Annotated in this window: 25 protein-coding genes; 10 read left to right on the top strand and 15 right to left on the bottom strand. The window is 68.5% G+C overall.

The genetic code is table 11. The annotated features are described in order from the left end of the window. Window positions 1-113 precede the first annotated feature (113 nt). From minC to infA, 6 genes are all read left to right on the top strand, one after another. Entirely contained in the window at window positions 114-878 is a 765-nt protein-coding gene (gene minC, locus Q1W68_RS08665; protein WP_300661599.1) for a septum site-determining protein MinC, read from the top strand. Between the two features lie 37 nt (window positions 879-915). Then, window positions 916-1731 (top strand): septum site-determining protein MinD, encoded by an 816-nt coding sequence (gene minD / locus Q1W68_RS08670; RefSeq protein ID WP_300661602.1) that lies wholly within the window; start codon window positions 916-918, stop codon window positions 1729-1731. A gap of 3 nt (window positions 1732-1734) precedes the next feature. Continuing rightward, window positions 1735-1995 (top strand): cell division topological specificity factor MinE, encoded by a 261-nt coding sequence (gene minE, locus Q1W68_RS08675; protein ID WP_300661605.1) that lies wholly within the window; start codon window positions 1735-1737, stop codon window positions 1993-1995. A gap of 146 nt (window positions 1996-2141) precedes the next feature. Then, window positions 2142-3845 carry an AarF/UbiB family protein gene (locus Q1W68_RS08680; protein ID WP_300716206.1) on the top strand — a complete coding sequence of 568 codons (1704 nt, stop codon included), beginning with the start codon at window positions 2142-2144 and terminating at the stop codon, window positions 3843-3845. A gap of 357 nt (window positions 3846-4202) precedes the next feature. Continuing rightward, complete coding sequence (locus Q1W68_RS08685; RefSeq protein ID WP_300650399.1) at window positions 4203-4472, top strand: hypothetical protein; 270 nt, start codon at window positions 4203-4205, stop codon at window positions 4470-4472. Window positions 4473-4500: 28 nt separating this feature from the next. Continuing rightward, complete coding sequence (infA, locus tag Q1W68_RS08690) at window positions 4501-4755, top strand: translation initiation factor IF-1 (protein ID WP_056265133.1); 255 nt, start codon at window positions 4501-4503, stop codon at window positions 4753-4755. A 61-nt stretch (window positions 4756-4816) separates the two neighbouring features. Here the strand turns inward: infA and Q1W68_RS08695 are convergent, their stop codons facing one another. Continuing rightward, window positions 4817-5920, bottom strand: a complete 1104-nt coding sequence (locus Q1W68_RS08695; RefSeq protein ID WP_300650401.1) for a 3-deoxy-7-phosphoheptulonate synthase — start codon at window positions 5918-5920, stop codon at window positions 4817-4819. Window positions 5921-6078: 158 nt separating this feature from the next. Between Q1W68_RS08695 and Q1W68_RS08700 the strand changes: the two genes are divergently transcribed. Continuing rightward, on the top strand, window positions 6079-6576 hold the full coding sequence (locus tag Q1W68_RS08700; protein ID WP_300650404.1) for a hypothetical protein: 498 nt from the start codon (window positions 6079-6081) through the stop codon (window positions 6574-6576). On the opposite strand, the gene Q1W68_RS08705 is transcribed toward Q1W68_RS08700, so the two are convergent. The 6 genes from Q1W68_RS08705 to Q1W68_RS08730 all read right to left on the bottom strand — a co-directional run bounded on the left by Q1W68_RS08705 (window position 6557) and on the right by Q1W68_RS08730 (window position 10315). After that, window positions 6557-7195 (bottom strand): 3'-5' exonuclease, encoded by a 639-nt coding sequence (locus Q1W68_RS08705; RefSeq protein WP_300650406.1) that lies wholly within the window; start codon window positions 7193-7195, stop codon window positions 6557-6559. The two genes, Q1W68_RS08700 and Q1W68_RS08705, sit on opposite strands and share 20 nt — an antisense overlap. Window positions 7196-7232: 37 nt before the next feature. After that, window positions 7233-8612, bottom strand: coding sequence for an ATP-binding protein (locus Q1W68_RS08710; RefSeq protein ID WP_300650408.1), 1380 nt, complete (start codon window positions 8610-8612; stop codon window positions 7233-7235). A gap of 46 nt (window positions 8613-8658) precedes the next feature. Further along, window positions 8659-9063 (bottom strand): response regulator, encoded by a 405-nt coding sequence (locus Q1W68_RS08715; RefSeq protein WP_300650411.1) that lies wholly within the window; start codon window positions 9061-9063, stop codon window positions 8659-8661. A 127-nt stretch (window positions 9064-9190) separates the two neighbouring features. Continuing rightward, window positions 9191-9502, bottom strand: a complete 312-nt coding sequence (locus tag Q1W68_RS08720; protein WP_300650413.1) for a BON domain-containing protein — start codon at window positions 9500-9502, stop codon at window positions 9191-9193. A gap of 29 nt (window positions 9503-9531) precedes the next feature. After that, the gene (locus Q1W68_RS08725; protein WP_300650416.1) at window positions 9532-9975 is read right to left on the bottom strand and encodes a BON domain-containing protein; all 444 of its coding nucleotides are present in this window, start codon (window positions 9973-9975) and stop codon (window positions 9532-9534) included. A gap of 94 nt (window positions 9976-10069) precedes the next feature. Further along, complete coding sequence (locus Q1W68_RS08730; RefSeq protein WP_300650418.1) at window positions 10070-10315, bottom strand: CsbD family protein; 246 nt, start codon at window positions 10313-10315, stop codon at window positions 10070-10072. Window positions 10316-10574: 259 nt separating this feature from the next. Here Q1W68_RS08730 and Q1W68_RS08735 point away from each other — a divergent pair, with 259 nt between their 5' ends. Then, entirely contained in the window at window positions 10575-11207 is a 633-nt protein-coding gene (locus Q1W68_RS08735) for a response regulator transcription factor (RefSeq protein ID WP_300661609.1), read from the top strand. A 16-nt stretch (window positions 11208-11223) separates the two neighbouring features. On the opposite strand, the gene Q1W68_RS08740 is transcribed toward Q1W68_RS08735, so the two are convergent. The 5 genes from Q1W68_RS08740 to Q1W68_RS08760 form a co-directional block, all read right to left on the bottom strand. Next, entirely contained in the window at window positions 11224-12642 is a 1419-nt protein-coding gene (locus Q1W68_RS08740) for a phospholipase D-like domain-containing protein (protein WP_300661611.1), read from the bottom strand. Window positions 12643-12784: 142 nt separating this feature from the next. Next, a complete protein-coding gene (locus tag Q1W68_RS08745) occupies window positions 12785-13375 on the bottom strand; it encodes an ABC-type transport auxiliary lipoprotein family protein (protein ID WP_300651802.1) in 591 nt (196 codons plus the stop codon). After that, window positions 13372-14379: an MlaD family protein gene (locus Q1W68_RS08750; RefSeq protein WP_300651804.1), complete on the bottom strand. Its 1008-nt coding sequence runs from the start codon at window positions 14377-14379 to the stop codon at window positions 13372-13374. Before Q1W68_RS08750 ends, Q1W68_RS08745 begins: the two co-directional genes overlap by 4 nt. After that, window positions 14376-15143: an ATP-binding cassette domain-containing protein gene (locus tag Q1W68_RS08755; protein WP_300651807.1), complete on the bottom strand. Its 768-nt coding sequence runs from the start codon at window positions 15141-15143 to the stop codon at window positions 14376-14378. The genes Q1W68_RS08750 and Q1W68_RS08755 overlap by 4 nt, the downstream gene beginning before the upstream one ends. Before the next feature lie 4 nt (window positions 15144-15147). After that, the gene (locus Q1W68_RS08760) at window positions 15148-16305 is read right to left on the bottom strand and encodes an ABC transporter permease (RefSeq protein WP_300651809.1); all 1158 of its coding nucleotides are present in this window, start codon (window positions 16303-16305) and stop codon (window positions 15148-15150) included. A gap of 139 nt (window positions 16306-16444) precedes the next feature. Here Q1W68_RS08760 and Q1W68_RS08765 point away from each other — a divergent pair, with 139 nt between their 5' ends. Then, window positions 16445-18541, top strand: a complete 2097-nt coding sequence (locus Q1W68_RS08765; RefSeq protein WP_300661613.1) for an AsmA family protein — start codon at window positions 16445-16447, stop codon at window positions 18539-18541. A 125-nt stretch (window positions 18542-18666) separates the two neighbouring features. Further along, entirely contained in the window at window positions 18667-18831 is a 165-nt protein-coding gene (locus tag Q1W68_RS08770) for a DUF1328 domain-containing protein (RefSeq protein ID WP_300651814.1), read from the top strand. A gap of 10 nt (window positions 18832-18841) precedes the next feature. Here the strand turns inward: Q1W68_RS08770 and Q1W68_RS08775 are convergent, their stop codons facing one another. The 3 genes from Q1W68_RS08775 to Q1W68_RS08785 are packed head-to-tail and all read right to left on the bottom strand — an operon-like array spanning window position 18842 to window position 22307. Beyond that, entirely contained in the window at window positions 18842-19531 is a 690-nt protein-coding gene (locus tag Q1W68_RS08775; RefSeq protein WP_300651817.1) for a hypothetical protein, read from the bottom strand. Next, on the bottom strand, window positions 19528-20013 hold the full coding sequence (locus Q1W68_RS08780) for a DUF1854 domain-containing protein (protein WP_300651819.1): 486 nt from the start codon (window positions 20011-20013) through the stop codon (window positions 19528-19530). The genes Q1W68_RS08775 and Q1W68_RS08780 overlap by 4 nt, the downstream gene beginning before the upstream one ends. After that, complete coding sequence (locus tag Q1W68_RS08785) at window positions 20010-22307, bottom strand: ABC transporter ATP-binding protein (protein WP_300716220.1); 2298 nt, start codon at window positions 22305-22307, stop codon at window positions 20010-20012. The genes Q1W68_RS08780 and Q1W68_RS08785 overlap by 4 nt, the downstream gene beginning before the upstream one ends. Window positions 22308-22449 lie beyond the last annotated feature (142 nt).

A 22449-nucleotide genomic window follows, 5' to 3' on the forward strand; every position in this document is an offset into this window, starting at 1 on the left:
CAAGCGCTTGCCGGCCGCTGTGGACCCGGCTGTTAAACTGCGCCGCTTCCTGACCGACTTCGCTGCTTTGCGGCGCCTGTGTCGGCTGCTTTTTTTGTGAGCCTGTTTCGCCCATGTCTGTTGCCCTCGCAGGAAACGCGCCCACCACCTTCGAAATCAAGAGCGCTCACCTGCCCCTGGTGGCGCTCATGCTCAAGTCCTCCGATCTGGACCGCCTGGCGCAGGAGCTGACCCAGCGCTTCGGGGACATGCCCGACTTCTTCGATAACGATCCACTGGTGATCGACCTGCACCCGCTGAACGTGGCCGAGGCCAACGCCCTGCCCGATTTCAGCGCCCTGCAGACCTTGTTGCGCCAATACCGCTTGATGCCCTTGGCTGTGCGCGGCGGCACCATTGAACAAACCCGCCTGGCGCTGGCTGCCGGTCTCACGAACGCGCCGGATGCGTCGGTGCAGCGAGCGGCCCCGGCTGTGCAGCCCACCGAGATCTCGACGCCGCAGGAACCGGTGGCAACGCCCGCACCCACACCCGGTGCGCTGGTGATCGACAAACCCTTGCGCTCGGGCCAGCAGGTGTATGCCCGCGGACGCGATCTGGTCGTCATGGCCATGGTCAACCCGGGTGCCGAAGTCATTGCTGATGGCCACATCCACGTGTACGCCCCCTTGCGTGGCAAAGCCATTGCCGGCGCGCGTGGCAACGCCGATGCCCGCATCTTTGCGCTGGGCATGGCGCCCGAGCTGATTTCGATCGCCGGCATTTACCGCACCAGCGAAGTGGCATTGCCCGAGTCGATCCAGGGCAAGACCGCGCAGGTGCGGCTGGTGCCCGGTCCCGACGGAGACAAACTCCTGATCGAGGCCATCGGCGCCTGATCCAACCCCCAATTTTTCGAACAGAAGGACCTTCACCATGACCAAGATCGTTGTCGTCACCTCCGGCAAGGGCGGTGTGGGCAAGACCACCACCAGCGCCAGCTTTGCATCGGGCCTCGCCTTGCGCGGTCACAAAACCGCGGTGATCGATTTCGACGTCGGCCTGCGCAACCTCGACTTGATCATGGGTTGCGAGCGCCGCGTGGTGTACGACCTGATCAACGTGATCCAGGGCGAAGCCAACCTGAACCAGGCGCTGATCAAGGACAAGCAGTGCGACAACCTGTTCGTGCTGGCCGCCAGCCAGACGCGCGACAAGGACGCACTGAGCCAGGAAGGCGTGCACAAGGTGCTGACCGACCTGTCCGCCATGGGCTTCGAGTACATCGTGTGCGACTCGCCCGCCGGCATCGAGACCGGCGCGCTCATGGCCATGCACTACGCCGATGAAGCGCTGATCGTGACCAACCCCGAGGTCTCCAGCGTGCGCGACTCCGACCGCATCCTGGGCATGCTGGGCAGCAAGACGCAGCGCGCCATTGAAGGCAAGGAACCCATCAAGGAACACCTGCTGATCACTCGCTACAACCCCACGCGCGTGGCCGACGGCCAGATGCTCTCGCTCGAAGACATCCAGGACATCCTGCGCATCAAGCTGATCGGCGTCATCCCTGAGAGTGAAAACGTGCTGACCGCGTCCAACCAGGGCACGCCGGCCATCCACCTCAAGGGCACCGACGTGGCCGAGGCCTACAGCGACGTGATCGACCGTTTTCTCGGTGCGGACAAGCCGCTGCGTTTCATCGATGCGCAGAAAGCCGGCTTCTTCAAACGCCTGTTCGGGGGGAAATGACGCATGTCGATCTTTTCCTTTCTGCTCGGCGAGAAGAAAAAAACCGCCAGCGTCGCCAAGGAGCGGCTGCAGATCATCCTGGCCCACGAGCGCAATGGTCGCAGTGCGTCGGAGCCCGACTATTTGCCCGCGCTGCAGCGTGAGCTGGTCGCTGTGATCAGCAAATACATCAAGATCAACCCGGACGACATCAAGGTCCAGCTCGAGCGCCAGGACAACCTGGACGTGCTTGAAGTCAAGATCGAACTGCCCGACAGGAAATAGCTTGGTCTGCGCCGGCGCGTGAACCGCATCGCACGCAGCAACGCCTGTCCAGAGATACCGAGGAACCGGCTTTGCCGGGCCTCTGGTGTCGCTCCCCTTGCAAGGGGGGACGCGCGCAGCGCGGCGGGGGGTCCTATCATCCCTTCATGCTGATCGAAACGCTGGGCGCCGCCCGCGACATGGGCCGACTCAACACCATCCTGGGTGTTTTGATCCGCCATGGATTCGGCGACAGCGTTCGCCGCCTTGGACTGGCCGATTCGCTGGAGCGCGCCGGGCACGCCCTCAAGTGGGACCACGCAGCCGATCTCGCCCGCCTTGAACCGCCGGTGCAGGTGCGCCTGGCCCTCGAAGAGCTGGGCCCTGCGTTCGTGAAACTGGGTCAGATCCTGGCGGGGCGGGCCGATCTTTTTGGTCCCGACTGGATCGCCGAGTTCGAAAAACTGCACAGCCAGGTGCCCGCCGTTCCGCTGGACCTGTTGCGCCCCCAGTTGCGCGAAGACCTCGGCGGTGAGCCCGAAGCCGTGTTCGCCCGCTTCGACACCGAGCCCCTGGCCGCTGCTTCGATTGCGCAGGTGCACCGCGCCCAACTGCACGATGGCACCGAGGTGGTCGTCAAGATCCGCCGGCCCGGCATCACCGAGACCATCGACGCCGATCTGCGCCTGCTGGGCCGCCTGGCGGTCCTGGCCGAAGACCAATTGCCCGCCCTCAAGCCCTACCGGCCCCAACAACTGGTGCGGGAGCTGGCGCGCTCGCTGAAACGGGAGCTTGACCTCGCCAGCGAATGCCGCAGCGCCGAGCGCATCGGCGCCAACCTGGTGGGCTTGCCCTGGATCGTGGTGCCGCGCGTGCACTGGGCCCACACCACCGCCCGGGTCAATGTCCAGGACTTCGTGGCCGGCGTGCCGGGGCACGCACTCGACCGGCTGGACAGCGAGGGCTTCGATCGCCCGCTGCTCGCGCGGCGTGGCGCACAGGCGGTGCTCAAGATGATCGTGCAGGACGGCCTGTTCCACGCCGATCCTCACCCCGGCAACGTCTTCTACCTGAGCGAGAACCGCATCGCTTTTATCGATTTCGGCATGGTCGGGCGCCTGTCGCAGCGCCGCCGCGAAGAACTGCTCCAGTTGCTGCTGGGTTTGGTGGAACACAACCCCCAGGGCGTGGCCGAGGTGCTGATCGACTGGACCGGTGATGAACACGGCATCAACCTGTCGATGCTCGAGACCGAGATCGAAGCCTTTGTGGACCAATACCAGGGCGTGCCACTGGCCCAGCTCAGCCTGGGCCAGATGCTGGCCGACGTGACCGCCATCCTGCGCGAGCATCACCTGGCCTTGCCACCCGATCTGGCGTTGCTGATCAAGGCTTTCATCACACTCGAAGGCATGGGCCGCGGTCTGGACCCCGGATTTCACATGGCCACCGAGGCCTTGCCTCTGTTGCGCGAGGTGGTGCGGGCGCGTTACCGGCCCAGGGCCATGGGTGCAAGGGCGTGGCAGACCTTGCGCCGCACGCTGAGCGTGGCCGAACAGTTGCCACACGATCTCTCGCGCCTGCTGCGCAACGCGCGCCGCGGTCGGGTGCAGGTCGGTATCGAACTGGCCCACCTCAAACGCGTGGGCGACCAGATCGATCGCGCCGCCAACCGCCTGGCCATGGCCCTGGTGATCGCGGCGCTCATCATCGGCTCGTCCATCGTCATGACCGTGCAAGGCGGCCCGACCCTCATGGGCCTGCCGCTGTTCGGCTTTCTGGGCTTCACGGGTGCGGTGTTGGGCGGGCTGTGGCTGGTGCGTGCGATCTGGCGCAGCAGCAAAGGGCGCGACGCCGTCGACCCCTCCTGAGTGGCTCGGCGCAAATCACCACCACGTGTTATCATGCGCAGTCGCCTTGAGCGACCAGCCGCGCCCAGACCCCCAAGTCCAAACGCACCGCCCCCGGCAGAGGGGTTGCTGGTCCAGCCCCTACAAGGTGCGCCACCCCGCTCTCTCACAGCACCGTGGCCTTTCCCTCCCTGCTTTGCCTGAACCCCTGCCGTGGTTCGTGCGCCGGTCCCGGTTGATGGCTTCTTGCATCGACCCGTGTCCGGATCAGGCGGTGAGACACCCCGGCGCAGGGGCTGCCAATGGTTTTTGATTTTTGATTCGGGTCTTTCCGACGCAGTGGCGAACGCCGCGCGCCCTGGCCCCACGATGTTTTTGATGATTCACACGATTTCCACGATTCCGACCACGACTCCCTCCCCGCTCACCTTGGGTAAGTACCGCATCGCGGCCTTGCCGCGTCCCCTGCCTTGCGGTCAGTTTGCCGCCCAGGTGTCGATCGCCAGCGGCGTGGGCAGCGCGTCCACCGCCCGCGTCATGCGCTTTGACAGCGCCTTCCCCACCCACGCCGCCGCGGCCGACTACGGCCTGGCGCAGGGCATCGACTGGGTGCACGACACCACCCGTCTGGCGGCCCGCCCGAACTGAACCGTACACTTCAAGCAAAGGAAACACCATGGCCAAAGAAGAACTGATCGACATGATGGGCATCGTCAACGAGGTGCTGCCCGACACGCGCTTTCGTGTGACGCTGGACAACGGTCACCAGCTGATCGCGTATTCCGCCGGCAAGATGAAGAAAAACCACATCCGCATCCTCGCGGGTGACCGCGTCTCGCTTGAACTCTCGCCTTACGACCTGACCAAGGGCCGGATCAACTTCCGCCACATCGAAGGCCGCGGCCCGATGGTGCCGCGCAAGCCGCGCTGATCTTTTCCTGAGTTGGTGATGACAGCGCCCGGGCCGGCGCTGTCTTGCTTTGTGCGCCGCCTCAGGCGGTGGCGCTGCCACGCACCCGGCGCGCCCGCACGGCCGCCGCCAGGCCCTGCAGCACCGGCACCGTCTGCTCGAACCCGATGCAGGCGTCGGTGACGCTCACACCCGGGCGCAAGGGCTGCCCCGGCACGATGTCCTGCCGTCCCTCCTGCAGATGGCTTTCGATCATCACGCCCACGATGCGTTGGTCGCCCGCCGCCACCTGCGCCGCCACGTCGGCCGCCACCTCGATCTGCCGCTGGTGCTGCTTGCTGCTGTTGGCGTGCGACACGTCCACCATCACCTGCTCGCGCAGGCCCGCCTTGTGCAGCAGCGCGCAGGCCGCGTTCACGTCGGACGCGCTGTAGTTGGGCTGTGCGCCGCCGCGCAGGATCACGTGGCAGTCGTCGTTGCCGCGCGTCTCGAAGATCGCGGCCTGTCCCATCTTGGTCATGCCCATGAACGCGTGTGAGGCCTGGGCGGCCTGGATCGCGTCGGACGCCACCTTCACACCGCCGTCGGTGCCGTTCTTGAAACCCACCGGGCAGCTCAGCCCGCTGGCGAGCTGGCGGTGGCTCTGGCTCTCGGTGGTGCGGGCACCGATGGCGCCCCAGCTCACCAGGTCGCTGATGAACTGCGGGCTCAGCAAATCCAGGAACTCGGTGCCCACCGGCAGGCCCAGCGCCAGGATCTCGAGCAACAAAGTGCGCGCCATCTCCAGCCCTTCGTTGATCGCGAAGCTGCCATCGAGGTGCGGGTCGTTGATGTAGCCCTTCCAGCCCACGGTGGTGCGCGGCTTCTCGAAGTACACGCGCATCACCACCAGCAGGTCGTCCTGCAAGGCGTCGGCCTGTTCCTTCAGCCGGCGCGCGTAGTCGATGGCCTGCGTGTGGTCGTGGATGGAGCACGGTCCCACCACCACCACCAGGCGGTCGTCCTGCGCGTGCAGCACGCGGGAGATGGCTTCACGGCTGTGCTGCACCAGGGCCTGGGCGTCGGTGTTGGCGGGTTGCCATTCCTGCAGCAAGGCGGGCGTGATGAGCGGGCGAACCGCCCCGATGCGCAGGTCGTCGATGCGGGTGGTGTCGAGGGTGGATGGGCGCGTGGCGTGGGTTTTCATGGAGATGGGCGGGCCGCCAAAGGGGAGGAGCGGCAAAGGCTGCGATTGCGGGGTGATGGGTGCCTATTTTGGGGCTTGACCGATTCAAGAAGGGCCGGCGCGAGACCGAAACACAGGAACCACGTTGCCGTTGGTGCAACGCGTTTGAAAGGCCCCTCATGAAAACCCTCTTCACCACCGCCACCCTGTGGCTGACCCTGGCGTTCGGTTCACCCGCAGCCTGGGCGGAATCGTCGGCCACCACCTTGAACCTCACGCCGGTGTCCACCTCACAGCTCTGGCTCAATGTCGGTGGTTTCTCGCGCCACTTCCACCGCGACGCCGGCTACAACGAAAACAACCTGGGCATCGGCATCGAATACCGGACCAGCCCGGAGTTGTCGTACATGGCGGGCAGCTACTACAACAGCGTGCGCAAGAACACGGCCTATGCGGCGGTGAACTGGCAGCCCTGGATGGTGGGCCCGTTCAAGCTGGGTGCGGCGGTGGGCCTGATGAACGGCTACCCGGCCATGAACCGGGGCGGTCATTTCTTTGCGGCCCTGCCGATGGCGACCTACGAGGGCGAGCGCTTCGGCCTGAACGTCGGGCTGATCCCGTCCATCAAGAACGTGGATGGCGCGGTGATCGTGCAGTTCAAGCTGCGGGTGAACTGAGCGCCCCGGGCGTTCGCTGCGCGCTGAAGAAACGCGGCAACTGGTTGCGCGCGCAACGCTGCAGCCCCATCAGGAAACCGTGGTCGGGCCGGACCACACCGTGCTGCACTTGCAGGTCGTGCTGGATGCGCGCCAGCAGCTCCGCCGCCATGTTGGCGTCGGCCATGGCGCGGTGGGCCTGCCCGGTGCGTGGCAGGCGGAAAAAATCCACCAGCGAGCCCAGCTTGTGGCTGGGTGCCTGCGGGTACAGCCGGCGCGAGAGCAGGACGGTGCAGGCGAAAGCGTGTGGCGCGGGCTCGCCGGCGAGTGCCAGCTCGGCCTGCCAGTAGCGACGGTCGAAAGACGCGTTGTGCGCCACCATGGGCACCGACCCGACGAAGCGCGCTGCGTCGCGCATCACCACCTCGGCGGCGGGGGCATGGGCCACCATGTCGTTGGTGATGCCCGTGAGTTGCGTGATGAACGACGGAATGTGCACACCGGCGTTCATGAGGCTCTGGAACCGGTCCACCACGCGACCCCCTTCGGTGATCACGATGGCCACCTCGGTCGCACGGTCGCCCATCGATGGCGAGATGCCGGTGGTTTCAAAGTCGATGACGGCGATCGGTGAGGACATGTCGGTGGCGGTGGCGGTATCCGGGGAGGCTGCGAGCTTAGCCTTGTTGTGCCGACCCGCTCGAACCCATTTCCATGGGCGCCCCGGTCTGCGCCTTGCAGGGCAGCTCGGCCGCGATGTGCGTGCCCTGCCCCGGGCTGCTGTGGATGCTGAGGTGCCCGGCGTGGGATTCCACGCGCACGCGCATGCCGATCAGGCCGTGGTGGCGGGCGGGCACGTTGTCCGCGTTGAAGCCGCAGCCGTCGTCGCGAACGTTCACCCGCACCCAGTCGCCCCGGGGCTCCAGGCTCACCCAGACCTGCCGGGCCCTGGCGTACTTGCTGATGTTGGTCAGCGACTCCTGCACCAGGCGGTACACGGTGAGCTCGCATTCCTTGTCCAGACTCACCGCCTGCAGCGCCGTGTGGACGGCAATGCCCAGGCTGCCGGCGGCGTCCTGGCACAGACCCTCGAGTGCCGACACGAGGCCCAGCTGGTCGAGCGACGACGGGCGCAGGTTTTCGATGATGCGGCGTTTCACCGCGATGCCTTCGTTCAAGCGCTGTTCGATGCCGCCCATGCGCTCCAGCGCGGTGGTCGGCAGCTCGGTCACGCGGCGCAGGCGCGCCAGTTCCAGCTTCATGGCCGTGAAGAGTCCACCGAGTTCGTCGTGCAGCTCGCGCGCCAGCCGGCCGCGTTCGTCTTCCCGTGTCGTGACCAGGTGCCCCGCGAGCTCACGCAGCTCGGCGGTGCGCAGCGCCACCTGCGATGCGAGGTACTCGCTCTCGCGCGCTTTCTGCTCGTCGCTGTCACGCAGCTGGCGCGTGAACAGCACCAGACCCACCACCGAGATCAGCACGAGCAGGTGCAGCGCCACCCGGTTGATCATGATGGCGTCAAAGAGCGACACGCGCGCGGTCTGCTGCAGGGCGGCGGCCCGCTTGAGCACCAGGTCGAACTCGGTGCGCAGGCTGGCATAGCTGGAGCGGCCGCGATCGCTGCTGGCCATCAGGCGGGCCTGCGTGCGCTGGCCGCGCTCGGCGGCGTCCATCCATTGCTCCATGGCGGTCACACGCGCCTGGATGGCCATGCGCACCGCTTCCACCGACACCGTGCGCTGCGGGTCCACGTCGGCGATCAGCTGGAAAGCCCCGCTCTGCGCTTGCGCCAACGCGGCGATGGATGCGCGGTGGTCATCGCGGTCGGCCGCCTGCCCGTTGATGAGGAAGGCGCGTGCGGCGGTTTCGGCGTCCGTGAGGTGCTGCAGCACGCGCCCGGCCTGCAGGCGCGCATCGGTGAGCGCAATGCCTTGAGTCAATGTGGTGCGCGAATGCTGGAAGGCCCCTTCAATGACCACCACGGCGATCACCGCCAGGGCCAGCACCACCGGCATCACGTACCGCGTGCGCGCCACGCGCTCGATCGACGACTTGATCATGCCGGCTCCGCTGGCCCTGCGTGCCGCGGGCCTTGTGGTTCTGAATCTAACGCAGCTCTCCCGGCTGGGTGGACGAGCCATCGGACACCCGGGCGCAATAGGCAATCAGGTCATCGAGCTCGCACGACTTGTCGAACACACGGTCAGCCCCCAGCACGGCGCAGCGTTTGCGGATGTCGTCGGTCGCGTAGTTGGTGAGCACCACGGTGCGCGCGCCCAGGTGGGCCTCTTGCGCCGCCTTGAGCACGCCCAGGCCCGAACCCGAGCGCAGGAAGATGTCGACGATCAGGAGATCGAGCGCGGCGCCATCGTTGCGCAGCCAGCGCACCGCGCCCGGTTCGTCCACCGCATGCCCCACCACCTTCACCTCGGTCAGCTCTTGCAGCGTGGAGACCAGGTTGTCGTAGATGACCGTGTTGTCTTCGACGATGAAGGTGTTCAGGGGAGGCATGGTGGTGGGTGGTGAAAACAGGGCCAGGGCGCCGAAGCATCGCTGCGTCGGGCGCCCGGCAGAGCGTCGTTGAAAAAGCCCGTTGTGTCTGTAGGCGGCTTCCTACATCGCGCAGGGCAGGGCGTTGTCAGCGCACCAGGATGTCGTTGCGCACCGCTTGCACGCCGGGGGTGGTCCGGGCGATCCGCTCGGCGGTGGCGCGCTCATCGGCGGACTTGGCGAAGCCCGACAGCTGCACCGTGCCCTTGAGCGTCTCCACGCTGATCGAGGTGGCGCTGACCGACTTGTCCTCGGCCATGCGCGCCTTCACCCGGGTGGTGATGGTGGCGTCGTCGATGTAGGAGCCCACGGTCTGCTGGTCGCGGGCGACCGCGCAGCCGGTGAGTTGAACGAGAGAGACGGTGGCGGCAATGGCCAACACGGCGTGAGCGATTTTCATGGGGTCCTCCAAGTGTTGTTGCGCCGTGCTCAGCTGTTCTTGGCCACGGTCAGGCGGTTCTCGACCGTCACCACGCCATCGACAGCGGCGGCCAGGGTGGTCGCGCGTTCGCGCGAGGCCTCGTCGGGTGCGGTGCCGGTCAGCGCCACGTTGCCGGCTTCGGTGTCCACATCGATCTTCAAGGCGCTGAGCTGGTCGTCAGCGGCCAGCGCTGCGTTCACCTTGGTGGTGATGGCCATGTCGGTGGCGCTCTGGGTCGCGCTGTCGGCGGCTTTGGAGCCGGCGGCCTGCATGTCGCTGGCAGCCACCTGGGCGTCGTTCTTCATCTCCGTGGCGGCGGATTGCACCGTGGCGGTGGCGTTGTCGACTTGCTGGCCGACGGTGGTGTTGTCGACCTTTTCGCCGCAGGCGGCGATCAGCACGGTCGCCGCGGCGGCGGCAAAGAGGGCGGTGTAGCGGTGGTTGGATGTCATGATGTTTTCCTTTGAACAGCGTTGTGAACGGTGCGCCGGCGGGCGCCGGCGCGGGTGTTCAGGTTTCAGGTTCTGGCGTGGTGGTCGGTGCGCTTCAAACCTTGTCGGTGGGGCGTTTGGTCAGCTTGTCGAACCAGTCATCACCGGCTCGGCGTTCCCATTCGGTCACCTGGCGCTCGGCTTCGTCCTTGGCCACGCCGTAGCGTTCCTGGATCTTGCCGGCGAGCTGTTCGCGCCGGCCGTTGACCACATCAAAGTCGTCGTCGGTCAGCTGACCCCATTGCTCGGTCACGCGGCCTTTGAGTTGTTTCCAGTTGCCTTCGATTCGGTCCCAGTTCATGTGCTTCTCCTGTTGAGGTTGCGAAGTGTTGGAGCGGTGGGTTCACCGTCCTCGACCCGGTGCTGAAGGTCAGCGTCAAGCCGTGCCTTCACTGTAGGCGGGGGGTCACCGCCAGCGTGTCGGGCGGCGCGCCGTCGCCTTGTAGGACAACGCCCCTGGTCCCCACGGCCGTGTGTAGGCGTTGTCCGACGCGCCCCTGGGGCCCGGGCCTGTTAGATTTCCGGCTCCACCCGAAGGCAACCACCCTTGCGAGACCCCCATGATCAGAATCGGCATCGTTGACGACCACGCCATCGTGCGCACCGGCCTGCGGCAGTTTCTGTCCGAGCATGTGGACCTGCGCGTGACGGGTGAAGCCAACAACGGTCGCGAGGCGCTCGATCTCGTGCGCGGGGGCGAGGTCGACGTGTTGCTGATGGACATTTCCATGCCCGAGCACGGCGGCGTGGACGCACTGCAGGCGATCAAGGCGCGCTTTCCCGATCTCGCGGTGCTCATCCTGAGCGGTTTCCCCGAGGCGCAGTACGCCACCACCCTGCTGCGCTTTGGCGCCAGCGGTTACCTCAACAAGGAATGCGCGCCCGAGGACATCGTCAACGCCATCCGCACCGTGTCGCGCGGTCGCCGTTACGTGAGCCCGGCGGTGGCCGAGTTGCTGGCCGACGGGGCCGCCGGTGCGGTGGAGCAACCAGCGCACGAACTGCTCTCCGAACGGGAGATGCAGGTGTTCCTGCGCCTGGCGAAGGGCGAAACCATTGGCCACATGGCCGAGCAGATGTTCCTGAGTGTGAAGACCGTGAGCACCTACCGCTCGCGCGTGCTGGAAAAACTCAAACTCGCCAGCAACAGCGATCTCACGTACTACGCACTCAAGAACGGCCTGATCCAGTGATGCCCGCCTGAGGGTCTCAGAGCATCCGCTCCATCAGCCGGCTCAGCGTTTCCATCGCGCGGTCGTCCAGGCCGCGCCGGCGCCATGCCTCCAGCGTGATCGCTTGGGATGCGTCGCGGTCGCGTTCGAACAAGCGGTTCATCTCGGCGCCGAAATCGTCGCCCAGCACGATCACGTTGAGTTCGCTGTTGGCCACAAAGCTCAGCCAGTCGAGGTTGCTCGACCCCACGGTGGAGAACACGCCGTCGATCACGGCGGTCTTGGCGTGCATCAGCGCGTGTTCCATCTGGTAGATGCGCACACCCGAGCTCAGCAGGTCGTCGTAGTAGGAGCGCCCGGCGTGGAACGCCAGCGTGGAGTCGCTGCGACCGGGCAGCACCATCTCCACCACCACGCCGCGCTCGGCCGCCTTGCGCAGGGCGGTCACGAAGTCGTTGCCGGGGGCGAAGTAGGCCATGGTGAAGCGCACGTTGACCTGCGCCGCGTCCACCGCGGCCAGAAGCGTGCTGTAGATGCGGTTGTCCTTGTCGCGCGGGTCGCTGGCGATCACCTTCACCACGCGCGTGCCGGGCTCGGCCGCGGCCTTTTGCGGGGCCGGTTGTCCCAGCTCGCCTTGGCAGCCCTGCTCGCGCCAGGTGGTCTCGAACACCTGGCCGATCACCGGCACCACGGGGCCGCGCAGTTCGATCTGCGTGTCGCGCCAGCCGTCGTCGAGCGCGCCTTCGCCGGTGGGTTGGCCGCGGCGGCCGAACGAGCTGGAGCCGTACACGCGGCTGATGTTGATGCCGCCGGTGAAGGCCACGTCCTCGTCGACCACGAGCAGCTTGCGGTGGTCGCGGTGCGTCAGGCCCCAGAAGCCGGGGCGTTTGGTCGGGTTGATCGGGTTGAAGGCGCACACCGCCACACCGCCGTCCACCAAACGCTTGAAGAACGCATCGGGCGTGGTGATGGAGCCGACCGCGTCGTAGATCATGGCCACTTTCACGCCCTGCGCGGCGCGTGCGAGCAGCAGCTCGGCCACCTCGGCCGCCACGCCTTCGTCCTCCACGATGTAGCTCTGCAGCAGCACGCGGCCGCGCGCCTGTGCAATGGCCGCCTTCATGGCGCCGAAGGTGGCGGGCCCGTCGACCAGCAGGCGCGTGCGGTTGCCCTGGTAGAGATCGGCATCGCCGGTGGCGGTGAGCGTCTTCAGGTGGTGGATCGCCAGATCCTTCTTGCCTTCGTTGACCATGCCCTGCAGCGCCTTGCGCTCGGCCGTGGCCGATACCTGGCCGGCGGCCCCGCTCACATTGACCGTGCCGGCCTGTTCCACGGGCAGGTCGGCGGTTTTGGGTGGCAGGCTGGAACACCCCACCACCGCGAGCAGCAGGCCCGAGAGGACGAGGCCGCACAGCCGGCGCAGGCCGGGCGTTTGGGGTGAGCGAGTCTTGTGCATGGGTGCTATGGGTGAAGGGATGACCGGGGCGCCACGGTGGCGCAGACCCGAGTGTGCTCGTGCCGGGGCCGAGTGTGCGTCGGCGGGGGCAATGTGGGCGTGTCGGACCCGGCCGACAACGCTGGCTGTCTCCCGCGCGGCTTCATGGTGTGCCGGTGATGCGCTGGGCCAGGCGCCAGAGCGCCAGCCGGTGGCCCGCGGCCAGGGCGTCGGGCGAGCGGTCGGTCAGCGCGGTGTCGATCTCGGCGGCGCCGGTGGTGGGGGGCGTTGAGGGCGGGTCGTTGGTGAACCACCAGCGCGCCCGCAGGCGCAGCGTCTGGCGTGTTTCATCCGCCACCAGCGTGTCGATGGCCACGCGCAGCCGGCGTGCCACCACCACGCCCGCCGGCGCGGGTGACAACCACACCAGGTCCTCGCCGCGCAACAGCGCGAGATCGGCCGCGAGCCGCATCGGAATGCTTTCGCGCAGCGGCACCACCCAGCGGTGGCCCGGCAGCGGCACCACGCCAGCCGCGCCGCTGGCCACCACCAGCGTGTCGCGCTCCAGCGCGTCGGGCAGGGGCAGGCGGCCCGAGAGCTCCCACACCGCGCCGTCACCGGGTCGGGGCGCGGGCACCGCCTCGGGTGGCTCGCTTTTGAGTTCGTACCAGCGCGTGGGCGCCTGGGTGGAGGCGCAGCCCGCCAGCCACAGCGGCACCGCACCCGCACACGTGAGGATCCGGCGGCGCTTCATGGCGTCATCCTTCGGCCGCGCAGCACCGAATCGGGCTGCTGCTCCAGTGTTTCGGCCAGATCGCGCAGGGCGCGCGCGGCGCGCGAGAGGTCGTCCAGCGCGCGGTCGGCGCCCAGGCGCAGGCTGGAGTCGTCGGCGGTGGCTTCCCGCAACGACGCGGCGCTGCGGCCCACCTCGTCCGCGGCGCGCTGCAGGTTCTGCACCAGCGGCGCGTTGGGCGCGAGCAGCTCGCCCACCTGGTCCGAGGTCTTGTTGATCGACTGCGCGGCTTCGCCCAGGCCGTCCATGGCCTTGCGGGTGGAGGTCAGCGAGCGTTGCAGCTCGTTGGCCACCGGGTCGATGCGCTGGTCCAGCTTGGTGGCCACGCGGTTCACGGTGGCGGTGATCGCGGCCAGGTCGGTCAGTGCCTGCTTGAGTTCGGGGCCGGACACCATGGCGCGCGCCGAGGCCGCGATGGCCGAGAGGTCTTCCGCGATCTTGCGGAAGTCCATGCCTTCGAGCTGGTTCTTCAGCGCCTGGATGGCGGTGGCGGTGGTCGGGATCTCGGTCATGTCGCGGTAGGTGCCGCGCAGGTCGCCCGGGCGCTCGGGTCTCAGGTCCAAGTCGACATACAACTGCCCGGTCAGCAGACTCTGCATCGAGAGCTGGGCGCTTAAGCCGCGCTCCACCAGCGCGGGCAATGCCAGCCCCACGCCCTGGGTGCGGCGGCCATCGAGCCCGCTCACCGCGTCGCCTTCGAGCCCGACCACCACGGGAATGGAGAAGTCGTCGGTCTTGCGGTCGTAGAAGACCGCGATCGACTCCACGCTGCCCACCCGAACACCGCGAAACACCACCGGTGCGCCCACTTGCAGGCCATAGACCGAGCCTCTGAAAAACATGACGGCTTTCTCCTTGCGGGTGAAGAGGCTGTTGCCCGCCAGCGCGATGACGGCGGTGGCGATCAAGGCCAGACCGACGACCACAAAGGTGCCGATGAGGGTGGGGCTGAGCTGGCGCTTCATGCGGCTTCGGTCTCGGATTCGGTGGCGCCGCGGCGCAGGAAGGCCCGCACGCCGGGCGGGCCGCGGTGCAGCAATTCGTCGGGGGGGCCGAGGGCGGTCATGGTCTTGGTCTGGGCGTCGAGAAAGAGGACGCGGTCGGCCAGCGCGAAGAGGCTGCCCAGCTCGTGGCTGACCATCACCACGGCCGTGCCCAGGTCGTCGCGCAGGTGGCGGATCAGGTCGTCCAGGTGGGCCGAGGACAGCGGGTCCAGGCCGGCCGAGGGCTCGTCGAGAAACAGCAGCGGTGGGTCGAGCGCCAGCGCGCGCGCAATCGCCGCGCGCTTGCGCATGCCGCCGCTGAGCTGGGCGGGTTCGGCCTCGAAGCTGCCGCCCAGCCCCACCAGCGCGAGCTTGAAGCGGGCATCCTGCTCGCAGGCCTGCGCATCGCGGTCGGTGAACAGCTGCATCGGCAGCATGACGTTTTCGCCCACCGTCATGCTGCTCCACAGGGCGCCGGCCTGGAACGCCACACCGAAGCCCTGGCGCAGCACGCCCAGGGTGTTGGCATCGGCCGTGTACAGGTTTTGCGTGCCGTGCAGCACCTGGCCGGCGGCGGGCGCCTGCAATCCGATGAGGTGGCGCAACAAGGTGCTCTTGCCGCAACCGCTGCCGCCCGCGATGGCCAGCACCTCGCCGGGCAACACGTCGAACGTGAGGTCGCGCTGCACGACGTGGTCGCCAAAGGCCATCGTCACATCCTGCACGCGGATCAGGGGAGCCGTCATCGCGTCACCAGTCCAGTTGTTGAAAGACCACCGTGAGCACCGAGGCCGCGACCACCATCCACACGATGGCCTGCACCACCGCGGCGGTGGTGGCGTCGCCCACGGCCTGCGCGCTGCGCCCGGCCGACATGCCCTGCAGGCAACCGGCGAGCGCCACCAGCACCGCGTACACCGTGCCCTTGAGCAGGCCGATCAGCACGTGCGGCAAGGTGAGGGCCTGCGCGCTGGCGTACACGTATTCGAGCGGCGTCACGTTGTAGAGCCCCACCGCCACCAGCCAGCCCACCGCCATGCCCACCAGCGCGGCGAACGCCGTGAGCAGCGGCCCCACGATGAGCAGCGCCAGCACGCGCGGCAGCACCAGGAAGTCCACCGGGTTCACACCGAGCGTGGTGAGGGCGTCCACCTCTTCGTTGGCCCGCATGCTGCCGATCTGCGCGGCAAACGCCGCGCCCACGCGGCCCGCGAGCACGATGCCCACCAGCAGCGCCGCCACCTCGCGCACCACGCCCACGGTCACCAGATCGGCGATGTAGTTCTGCGCGCCGAAGCGCTGCAGTTGTGCCGCCCCCATGTAGGCCACGATCAGGCCGACCAGAAAACTCACCAGCGCCACAATGGGCAGGCTGCGTGGGCCGGTCTGTTCCACCTGCCAGGCCAGGTCGCGCCAGCGCATGCCGCTGTTGCCGCGCAGCCAGCGGCCCACCGACAGCAGCACCTCGCCCACAAACGTGAGCGAGCGGCGACCATCGGCCCACCAGGCCTGGGTGCTCGCCCCCAGGCGGGCGATGCGGCCCGGCGCGGGCGCAGCGGCTGCGCCCGCGGGTGTCTCCGCCAGCGCCATCGAGAGGATCTCGCGCAGGCCTTCGGGCAGGCCTTGCAGGTCGATGGTCACCGGCGGGCGGGCCAGTCCGCTCAGGCGCTGCCACAGGGTGGAGGCGAGCGCCACGTCCCACGAAGCCAGTGCCGTGGTGTCAAAGCGCACCTCGCCTTGCACCAAGGCGGTGGGTGCATCCGGCAAGGCGGCCCGGTGGCCGCGCCATTCCCCGACGATGCCGAGCACCCAGGCGTTGCCGTGTTGCCCCCATTGCGCACCCGCCGCGGACCGGACGCCGCCGGGCGCAGCTGCGCGCGGTTCGGTGTTGGGAAGCGGTTCGGTCATCGCCACAGACTAGGCGCGCAAAGTGCCCCGGTCGGTTCGCTGCCACACATACGCCGCGCTCTCGGGCCTCCACAATGGTTTGCATGACCCATTTGCGCAACACACCGTGCCGTTGAACCCCGGCGCAGACGCCCCTCCCATGCCCGCCCCGGCCGGGCGCTGGCCCCGCCCGGCTTGGGTGGCGGGGGGATTGGCCGGGCTGTTGGTGCTCGGTGTGGTGGTGGGTGAAACGACCGGCTGGCCCGTGCTGCGCCAACCCATGGAGCGCGCCATGACCCGCGCAGCCGGCGTGCCGGTGGTGCTGCAGGGCGACGTCCAGCTCCACCTGATCTGGCGCCCGCGCCTCGAGGTGGGCGGCCTGCAAGTCGCCTCCGGCGAGCGCTTCGAGGTGCCGCACCTGCTCGACGCGCAAGGTGTGGAGCTGGCCTGGACCTGGGGCGATGTGTGGCGCTGGCGCCAGGGCCAGGTCTTGCGCATTCACAGCCTGCAGGCCGACGAACTCGACGCGCAACTGGTGCGCCTGAAGGACGGCAGCGCCAACTGGCAGCTCGGAGCGCCCCAACGCGATGAGAAGCCCGATGCGGTGGCGAGCCTGCCGCGATTCGGCACGCTGCTCATGAAGAAGGGCCGCATCGACTGGAACGACGCGGTGCAGGACGTGGACCTGAAGGTGGCTGTGCAGGGCAGCGAAGGCGAGGCCGTGTCGGGCGCCGACGCGGGCTACGTGGCCACCTTCAGCGGCCGCTACCAGGCCTTGCCGCTCAAGCTCGACGTGCGCGCCGGCAGCACCCTGCCCTTGCTGCAGGATGCGGAGGGTGCGGCCGCGGCGCCGTGGGTGCCGCTGCGCGTGGAAGGCAGCGTGGGCACCTCGCGCCTTCTGTTCGACGGCCAGGCCGCCGCCCTGCTGGGCACCCCGCGCCTGCAGGGCGAGATCCGGTTCAAGGGCCGCTCGCTGGCCGCCGTGGGCGATCCGCTGGGCATCACCCTGCCCCAGACGCCGCCGTTCGACCTGCGCGGCACGATCGACCACGAAGCCGGTGCCTGGCGCCTGAAAGCCCAACGCGCGGTCATCGGCAGCAGCCAGCTGGCGGGCGACCTCCTGTTCGACCAGCGCGAGAAGCCCGCCAAACTCTCGGGCCAGCTCACCGGCAGCCGGCTCGCGCTGGCCGACCTGGGGCCCGCCATCGGTGGCCAAGGCGGCGACACCACCCGGGACGACGCCACCCCACCGGGCCGCGTGCTGCCGCAGCGCCGCTTCGACCTGCCCTCGCTCAAGGCCATGGACGCCGATGTGCAGGTCGACATCTCCCAGCTGGACTTCGGCACCACCGCCATGGCGCCGCTGCAAGGCGTGAAGACGCGTGTGCGCCTGGCCGGCGGCGTGCTGAAGCTGGACGACTTGAAGGCCTCGGTCTCGGGCGGATCGATCGCGGGTTCGACGCAACTCGACGCCAACGCCAGCCCGGCCGCCTGGGTCGCCAAGCTCGACTTCAAGGCCATCGACATGGCGGGCTGGCTGCGCGGCCTCAGCACCGACGGTCCGCCCGCCAGCGCGCCGGCGGCCAAGGGCGCGGCCACCCTGAAGAAAGAGCGCAACCAGGCCCGCCAGGGCGGCGACCAGGCCGTGCAGAGCTACCTCACCGGTCTGCTGTTCGGCAGCGTGCACGTGCGCGGCGCGGGCCGTTCCACCGGCGAGATCCTGGCCAGCCTCGATGGGCCCGTGCAGCTCACCCTGCGAGACGGCACGCTGTCTCACCTGGCCACCGAAGCCATGGGCCTGGACGTGGCCGAATCGCTGGGCGTGCTGATCCGCGGTGACCAGCCCCTGCCCCTGCGCTGCGCGCGCTTCGACATGATCGCCCGCAACGGGGTGGTGGCGCCCACGCTGGCGGTGATCGACAGCGCCGACAGCACCATCCGCATCACCGGCCAGGTGAGCCTGCGCGACGAGTCGCTGGCGCTGCGCGTCGTGACCCGTTCGCACGACTGGTCGCCGTTGTCGCTGCGCACGCCCGTCACCGTGAGCGGCACGCTGGCCGACCCGCAGGTGGGCATCGAGGCGCAGGGCCTGATCGGTCGGGTGCTCGGTGCGGTGGCGCTGGGCGTGGCGGCCGGCCCGGCGGCCGCCTTGCTGCCGCTGATCGAGCAAGGTTCCACCGCGAAGGTCGACCCCTGCACCGTGGCCGCAGCGCCGGCCCAGACAGAAGCCCAGCCAGCGGTGCCCCGCAAACCCTGAGCGGGCGACGGGCGTCGGCGTTTTCCTACACCCGGTCAGGGCATCGGCTGGCCGTCGGCCGCGTCGACGCTGCCTACATTGGAGGCATCGCAACGGTCGTCGTTGCGCCCCACCAGGAGCCTCGCATGCTGCACTACGCCGTCGTCTTTTTCGTCATCGCCCTGATTGCGGCCGTGCTGGGCTTTGGTGGCCTGGCCGCGGGTGCCGCGAGCATCGGCAAGGTGCTCTTTGTCATCTTCATCGTGATGGCCCTGGTGACCATCGTGGCCGACATCGTGCGCCGCCGCTGAGCATGCCCGCTCAACGCGTGTCGACAGACAGCAGGGCCTTGGCGGCTTCGATGCGCAGCGCCAGCGGCGCTGTGGGGTCGTTCATCACCGTGTGCAGGAAGGCTCGGGGTTCCACCGGCGCCAGGCCCACGGGCAAGGCCTGCTGAGGACGGGCCGCCGGTTCGGCAGGACGCAGGCACTGCAGGGCGTGGTTCCACGCGTCGGCCGAGATGCATTTCTGCCGCGACAGCAAATCGGCTTGCTGGTCCAGACCGGGTGCCGTGTCCAGCCACGGGTCTTCGCCGAACACGGCGGGCAGATCCGGACTCACAAAGGCCGACCAGTTGCCCGTCAGCGGCTGGTGCGCAGGCACCGCCGGCGCGCTGCGCACAGCGTCGGGGCAGGCGGGGTCGGCGGAAGGCAGCCGCTGAACGCGCGAGATCGCCACCTCCGGCAGGTAGCGCAGGCGCAGCTGCTCCAGGAAGTCGTGGGCCTGCGCCAGCGAGATCGGCTGTGCCAGCGAAAACCACAGCTGGTAGCTCTCGCTGCCATCGACCGCGATGGCCGGGGCAGGCAGTTCCAGCTCGGCCTGGACGCCCTGCCACACGTTGCGCAGCACGGCCCAGTCGGCTGGCCGCGCCAGTCCCAGCACCATCGCGCGCGTGTGGCCGTCCGGGCTCCCGCCAAAGAGACGTTGCTGTTCGGCGTCGAGCCGGTTCACAGGAAACGCTCCAGGTAGCGCCGCGACGCGCGGTCAAGCTGGTTGCGGTCGGGGATGTCGAACACCACACCGTGCGCGCTGGTGATCAGCAGGCGGCGCTGGCCGGGCAGGCGGCGGATGTCCTCCTCCACCTTGAGCACGAGTTCGGTGGGGCCGCGATCGGTGTCCACCTGCCAGGTGCTGGGCGTGCCGAACGTGCTGACCTCGCGGATGCGCTGGATCACCGGCGAGAACTCGCGCTCGGCCAGGGCTTGCGCCACCGCCGTGCGACGCGGCTCGTCCAGCGCGTCGAGCCGCGCCACGAACACCAACTCGTGCCCGTCGGGGCCGACGATGGAGATCGACTCCATGGGCGCGCTCAGCGGAAACGAGCGCACCACCTGTACGCCCACCTGTGGCTCGGCGCCGGCCACGCGGCACACCCAGCGGCCCTGGGCGTCGCACAAGAGTTCGAAGTCGGCCATGGAGGTGGTGGTGTTCATGGCGTGAGGTTGCCGGTGTGGGCCGAGGGCTGCGGCAGGTGGTGGGCCAGGGCGTTGCCGACGTGGTCCGGGTCTTCGGCGGCGGCCTGGCGGGCCTGGGCTTCGTGCAGGCGCCAGTAGTGGCCCTGGCGCGCCATCAGCTCGTCGTGCGGGCCCACTTCCACCACCTCGCCACGGTCCATCACCACCAGCCGGTCGGCCTTGCGCAGCGTGGACAGTCGGTGCGCGATGGCGATCGTCGTGCGGCCCTGCACCAGGTTGTCCAGCGCCTTCTGGATCTCTTTTTCGGTCTCGGTGTCCACCGCCGAGGTGGCTTCGTCCAGGATCAGGATGCGCGGGTCGATCAGCAGCGCGCGCGCGATGCTGATGCGCTGGCGCTCACCGCCCGAGAGGCCCTGCCCGCGCTCGCCCACCAGCGAGTCGTAGCCGTGCGCCAGCCGCAGGATGAATTCGTGCGCGTTGGCCGCGCGCGCGGCCGCCACGATCTCCTCGCGCGTGGCGCCGGGTTTGCCGTAGGCGATGTTGTCGGCCACGGTGCCGAAGAACAGAAACGGCTCCTGCAGCACCAGGCCGATGTGGCGGCGGTAGTCGGCCACGGCAAAGCGGCGGATGTCGGTGCCGTCGAGTTCGATGCGGCCTTCGCTCACGTCGTGGAAGCGGCAGATCAGGTTGACCAGCGTGCTCTTGCCCGAGCCGCTGTGGCCCACCAGGCCGATCATTTCGCCGGGGCGGATCTCCAGGCTGAGGTCGCGGATCACCGAGCGGTTGCCGTAGCGAAACGCGATGCCGTGAATGGCCAGCCCGCCCTGCACCCGCACGTCCTTCACCGGGTCGGCGGGCTCGGGCACGTTGGACACGTGGTCCAGGATGTCGAAGATGCGCTTGGCGCCGGCCGCGGCCTTCTGCGTCACCGAGACGATGCGGCTCATGGAGTCGAGCCGGCCGTAGAAGCGGCCGATGTAGGCGATGAAGGCGGTGAGCACACCGACCGTGATGTCGCCCTTGGCGATCTGCCAGATGCCGAAGGCCCAGACCACCAGCAGGCCCACGTCGGTGAGCAGGGTCACGGTGGGGGTGAACAGGCTCCAGGTCTTGTTGATGCGGTCGTTGACCACCAGGTTCTGCGCGTTGGCCTCGTGAAAGCGCCCCGACTCGCGCTTTTCCTGCGCAAAGGCCTTGACCACGCGGATGCCGGGGATGGTGTCGGCCAGCACGTTGGTCACGTCGCCCCACACGCGGTCGATCTTCTCGAAGCCGGTGCGCAGGCGGTCGCGCACGCGGTGGATCATCCAGGCGATGAAGGGCAGCGGCAGCAGCGTGACCAGCGCCAGCCAGGGGTTGATGGAAAACAGGATGGCCGAGGTCATGAGCAGCATGAGCACGTCGGTGGCGAAATCGAGCGCGTGCAGCGACAGGAACACCGAGAGCCGGTCGGTTTCCGAGCCGATGCGCGCGATCAGGTCGCCGGTGCGCTTGGCGCCGAAGTAGTCGAGCGAGAGACCCAGCAGGTGGTCGAACGCGCTGGTGCGCAGGTCGGCCGCGATGCGCTCTGACACCAGCGCCAGCAGCCAGGTGCGCGCCCAGCCCAGGCCCCAGGCCACCAGCGCCGCGCCCAGCAGGCCCGACAGCAACAGGGCCACATAACCGGTGTCGATCTGCTGGCCGTTCTGGAACGGGATCAGCACGTTGTCCATCAGCGGGATGGTCAGGTAGGGCGGCACCAGCGTGGCGGCGGTGGACGCCAGCATGAGCAGGAAACCCGCCAGCAGCTGCCAGCGGTAAGGCCGCGCAAAGCGCCACAGCCGCAGCAGCACCCAGGTCGACGGCACCTCGGCCGGCTGCCGCGCACACACCTCGCACGCCTCGCTGTCAGGGTGCATGAGCGACTGGCAGGTCGGGCAGCGCTGTCCCGCTTCGGGCACGGGTGCCGGGCCGCCCTGCAGGCGGTGGATGGCCAGGTCGAACTGGCGCACCAGGCGCAGCGCGTCGGGGTTCTGGGCCAGGGTGAAGCGCCAGCGCTGGCGCAGACCGCCGGCGTCCAGCAGATCCAGCGTGGCCACGCCGGCCAGGTCCGTGTGCTGCAGGCGCTGCGCGTGGTCCAGGGGCCAGGCCTGGCGGCCACCGTCCGCGTGCCGCTGCACCAACCCGGTCGGGGTGAGCAGCAGCTCGCCGCTGGCGAACTGGCCTCGGGCGTCCAGATCGAGGGCCATGCGGGCCAGCACGTCCGCGGGGGAGGCATCGGCCGTGGCGGGGCCGAGGGCGGCGGAACGGGGTTGGGCGGACGTGGTTTGCATGAACCGGAAATTGTGCGCCAAGTCACCGGCCTTGCCGGTGTGACATACAGCCACAATTTGTCGTGCCCGGCTCAGCCGCGTGTCCCCGGGACGGCGCAGAATGCGGGGGTTGGTGGTCGCAGCCGCCGACGCGGGTGGCGCT

The organism is Hydrogenophaga sp. (genome assembly GCF_030158645.1).
Classification (GTDB): domain Bacteria; phylum Pseudomonadota; class Gammaproteobacteria; order Burkholderiales; family Burkholderiaceae_C; genus Hydrogenophaga.

Coding starts and splice junctions, on each gene's coding strand:
- Q1W68_RS08715 (WP_300650411.1), bottom strand. CDS start 9,063: ATGCCTCCCCTGAACACCTTCATCGTCGAAGACAACACGGTCATCTAC.
- minE (WP_300661605.1), top strand. CDS start 1,735: ATGTCGATCTTTTCCTTTCTGCTCGGCGAGAAGAAAAAAACCGCCAGC.
- Q1W68_RS08730 (WP_300650418.1), bottom strand. CDS start 10,315: ATGAACTGGGACCGAATCGAAGGCAACTGGAAACAACTCAAAGGCCGC.
- Q1W68_RS08755 (WP_300651807.1), bottom strand. CDS start 15,143: ATGACGGCTCCCCTGATCCGCGTGCAGGATGTGACGATGGCCTTTGGC.
- Q1W68_RS08760 (WP_300651809.1), bottom strand. CDS start 16,305: ATGACCGAACCGCTTCCCAACACCGAACCGCGCGCAGCTGCGCCCGGC.
- infA (WP_056265133.1), top strand. CDS start 4,501: ATGGCCAAAGAAGAACTGATCGACATGATGGGCATCGTCAACGAGGTG.
- minC (WP_300661599.1), top strand. CDS start 114: ATGTCTGTTGCCCTCGCAGGAAACGCGCCCACCACCTTCGAAATCAAG.
- Q1W68_RS08705 (WP_300650406.1), bottom strand. CDS start 7,195: ATGTCCTCACCGATCGCCGTCATCGACTTTGAAACCACCGGCATCTCG.
- minD (WP_300661602.1), top strand. CDS start 916: ATGACCAAGATCGTTGTCGTCACCTCCGGCAAGGGCGGTGTGGGCAAG.
- Q1W68_RS08680 (WP_300716206.1), top strand. CDS start 2,142: ATGCTGATCGAAACGCTGGGCGCCGCCCGCGACATGGGCCGACTCAAC.
- Q1W68_RS08685 (WP_300650399.1), top strand. CDS start 4,203: ATGATTCACACGATTTCCACGATTCCGACCACGACTCCCTCCCCGCTC.
- Q1W68_RS08725 (WP_300650416.1), bottom strand. CDS start 9,975: ATGACATCCAACCACCGCTACACCGCCCTCTTTGCCGCCGCCGCGGCG.
- Q1W68_RS08785 (WP_300716220.1), bottom strand. CDS start 22,307: ATGCAAACCACGTCCGCCCAACCCCGTTCCGCCGCCCTCGGCCCCGCC.
- Q1W68_RS08700 (WP_300650404.1), top strand. CDS start 6,079: ATGAAAACCCTCTTCACCACCGCCACCCTGTGGCTGACCCTGGCGTTC.
- Q1W68_RS08780 (WP_300651819.1), bottom strand. CDS start 20,013: ATGAACACCACCACCTCCATGGCCGACTTCGAACTCTTGTGCGACGCC.
- Q1W68_RS08740 (WP_300661611.1), bottom strand. CDS start 12,642: ATGCACAAGACTCGCTCACCCCAAACGCCCGGCCTGCGCCGGCTGTGC.
- Q1W68_RS08720 (WP_300650413.1), bottom strand. CDS start 9,502: ATGAAAATCGCTCACGCCGTGTTGGCCATTGCCGCCACCGTCTCTCTC.
- Q1W68_RS08770 (WP_300651814.1), top strand. CDS start 18,667: ATGCTGCACTACGCCGTCGTCTTTTTCGTCATCGCCCTGATTGCGGCC.
- Q1W68_RS08735 (WP_300661609.1), top strand. CDS start 10,575: ATGATCAGAATCGGCATCGTTGACGACCACGCCATCGTGCGCACCGGC.
- Q1W68_RS08765 (WP_300661613.1), top strand. CDS start 16,445: ATGCCCGCCCCGGCCGGGCGCTGGCCCCGCCCGGCTTGGGTGGCGGGG.
- Q1W68_RS08745 (WP_300651802.1), bottom strand. CDS start 13,375: ATGAAGCGCCGCCGGATCCTCACGTGTGCGGGTGCGGTGCCGCTGTGG.
- Q1W68_RS08695 (WP_300650401.1), bottom strand. CDS start 5,920: ATGAAAACCCACGCCACGCGCCCATCCACCCTCGACACCACCCGCATC.
- Q1W68_RS08710 (WP_300650408.1), bottom strand. CDS start 8,612: ATGATCAAGTCGTCGATCGAGCGCGTGGCGCGCACGCGGTACGTGATG.
- Q1W68_RS08750 (WP_300651804.1), bottom strand. CDS start 14,379: ATGAAGCGCCAGCTCAGCCCCACCCTCATCGGCACCTTTGTGGTCGTC.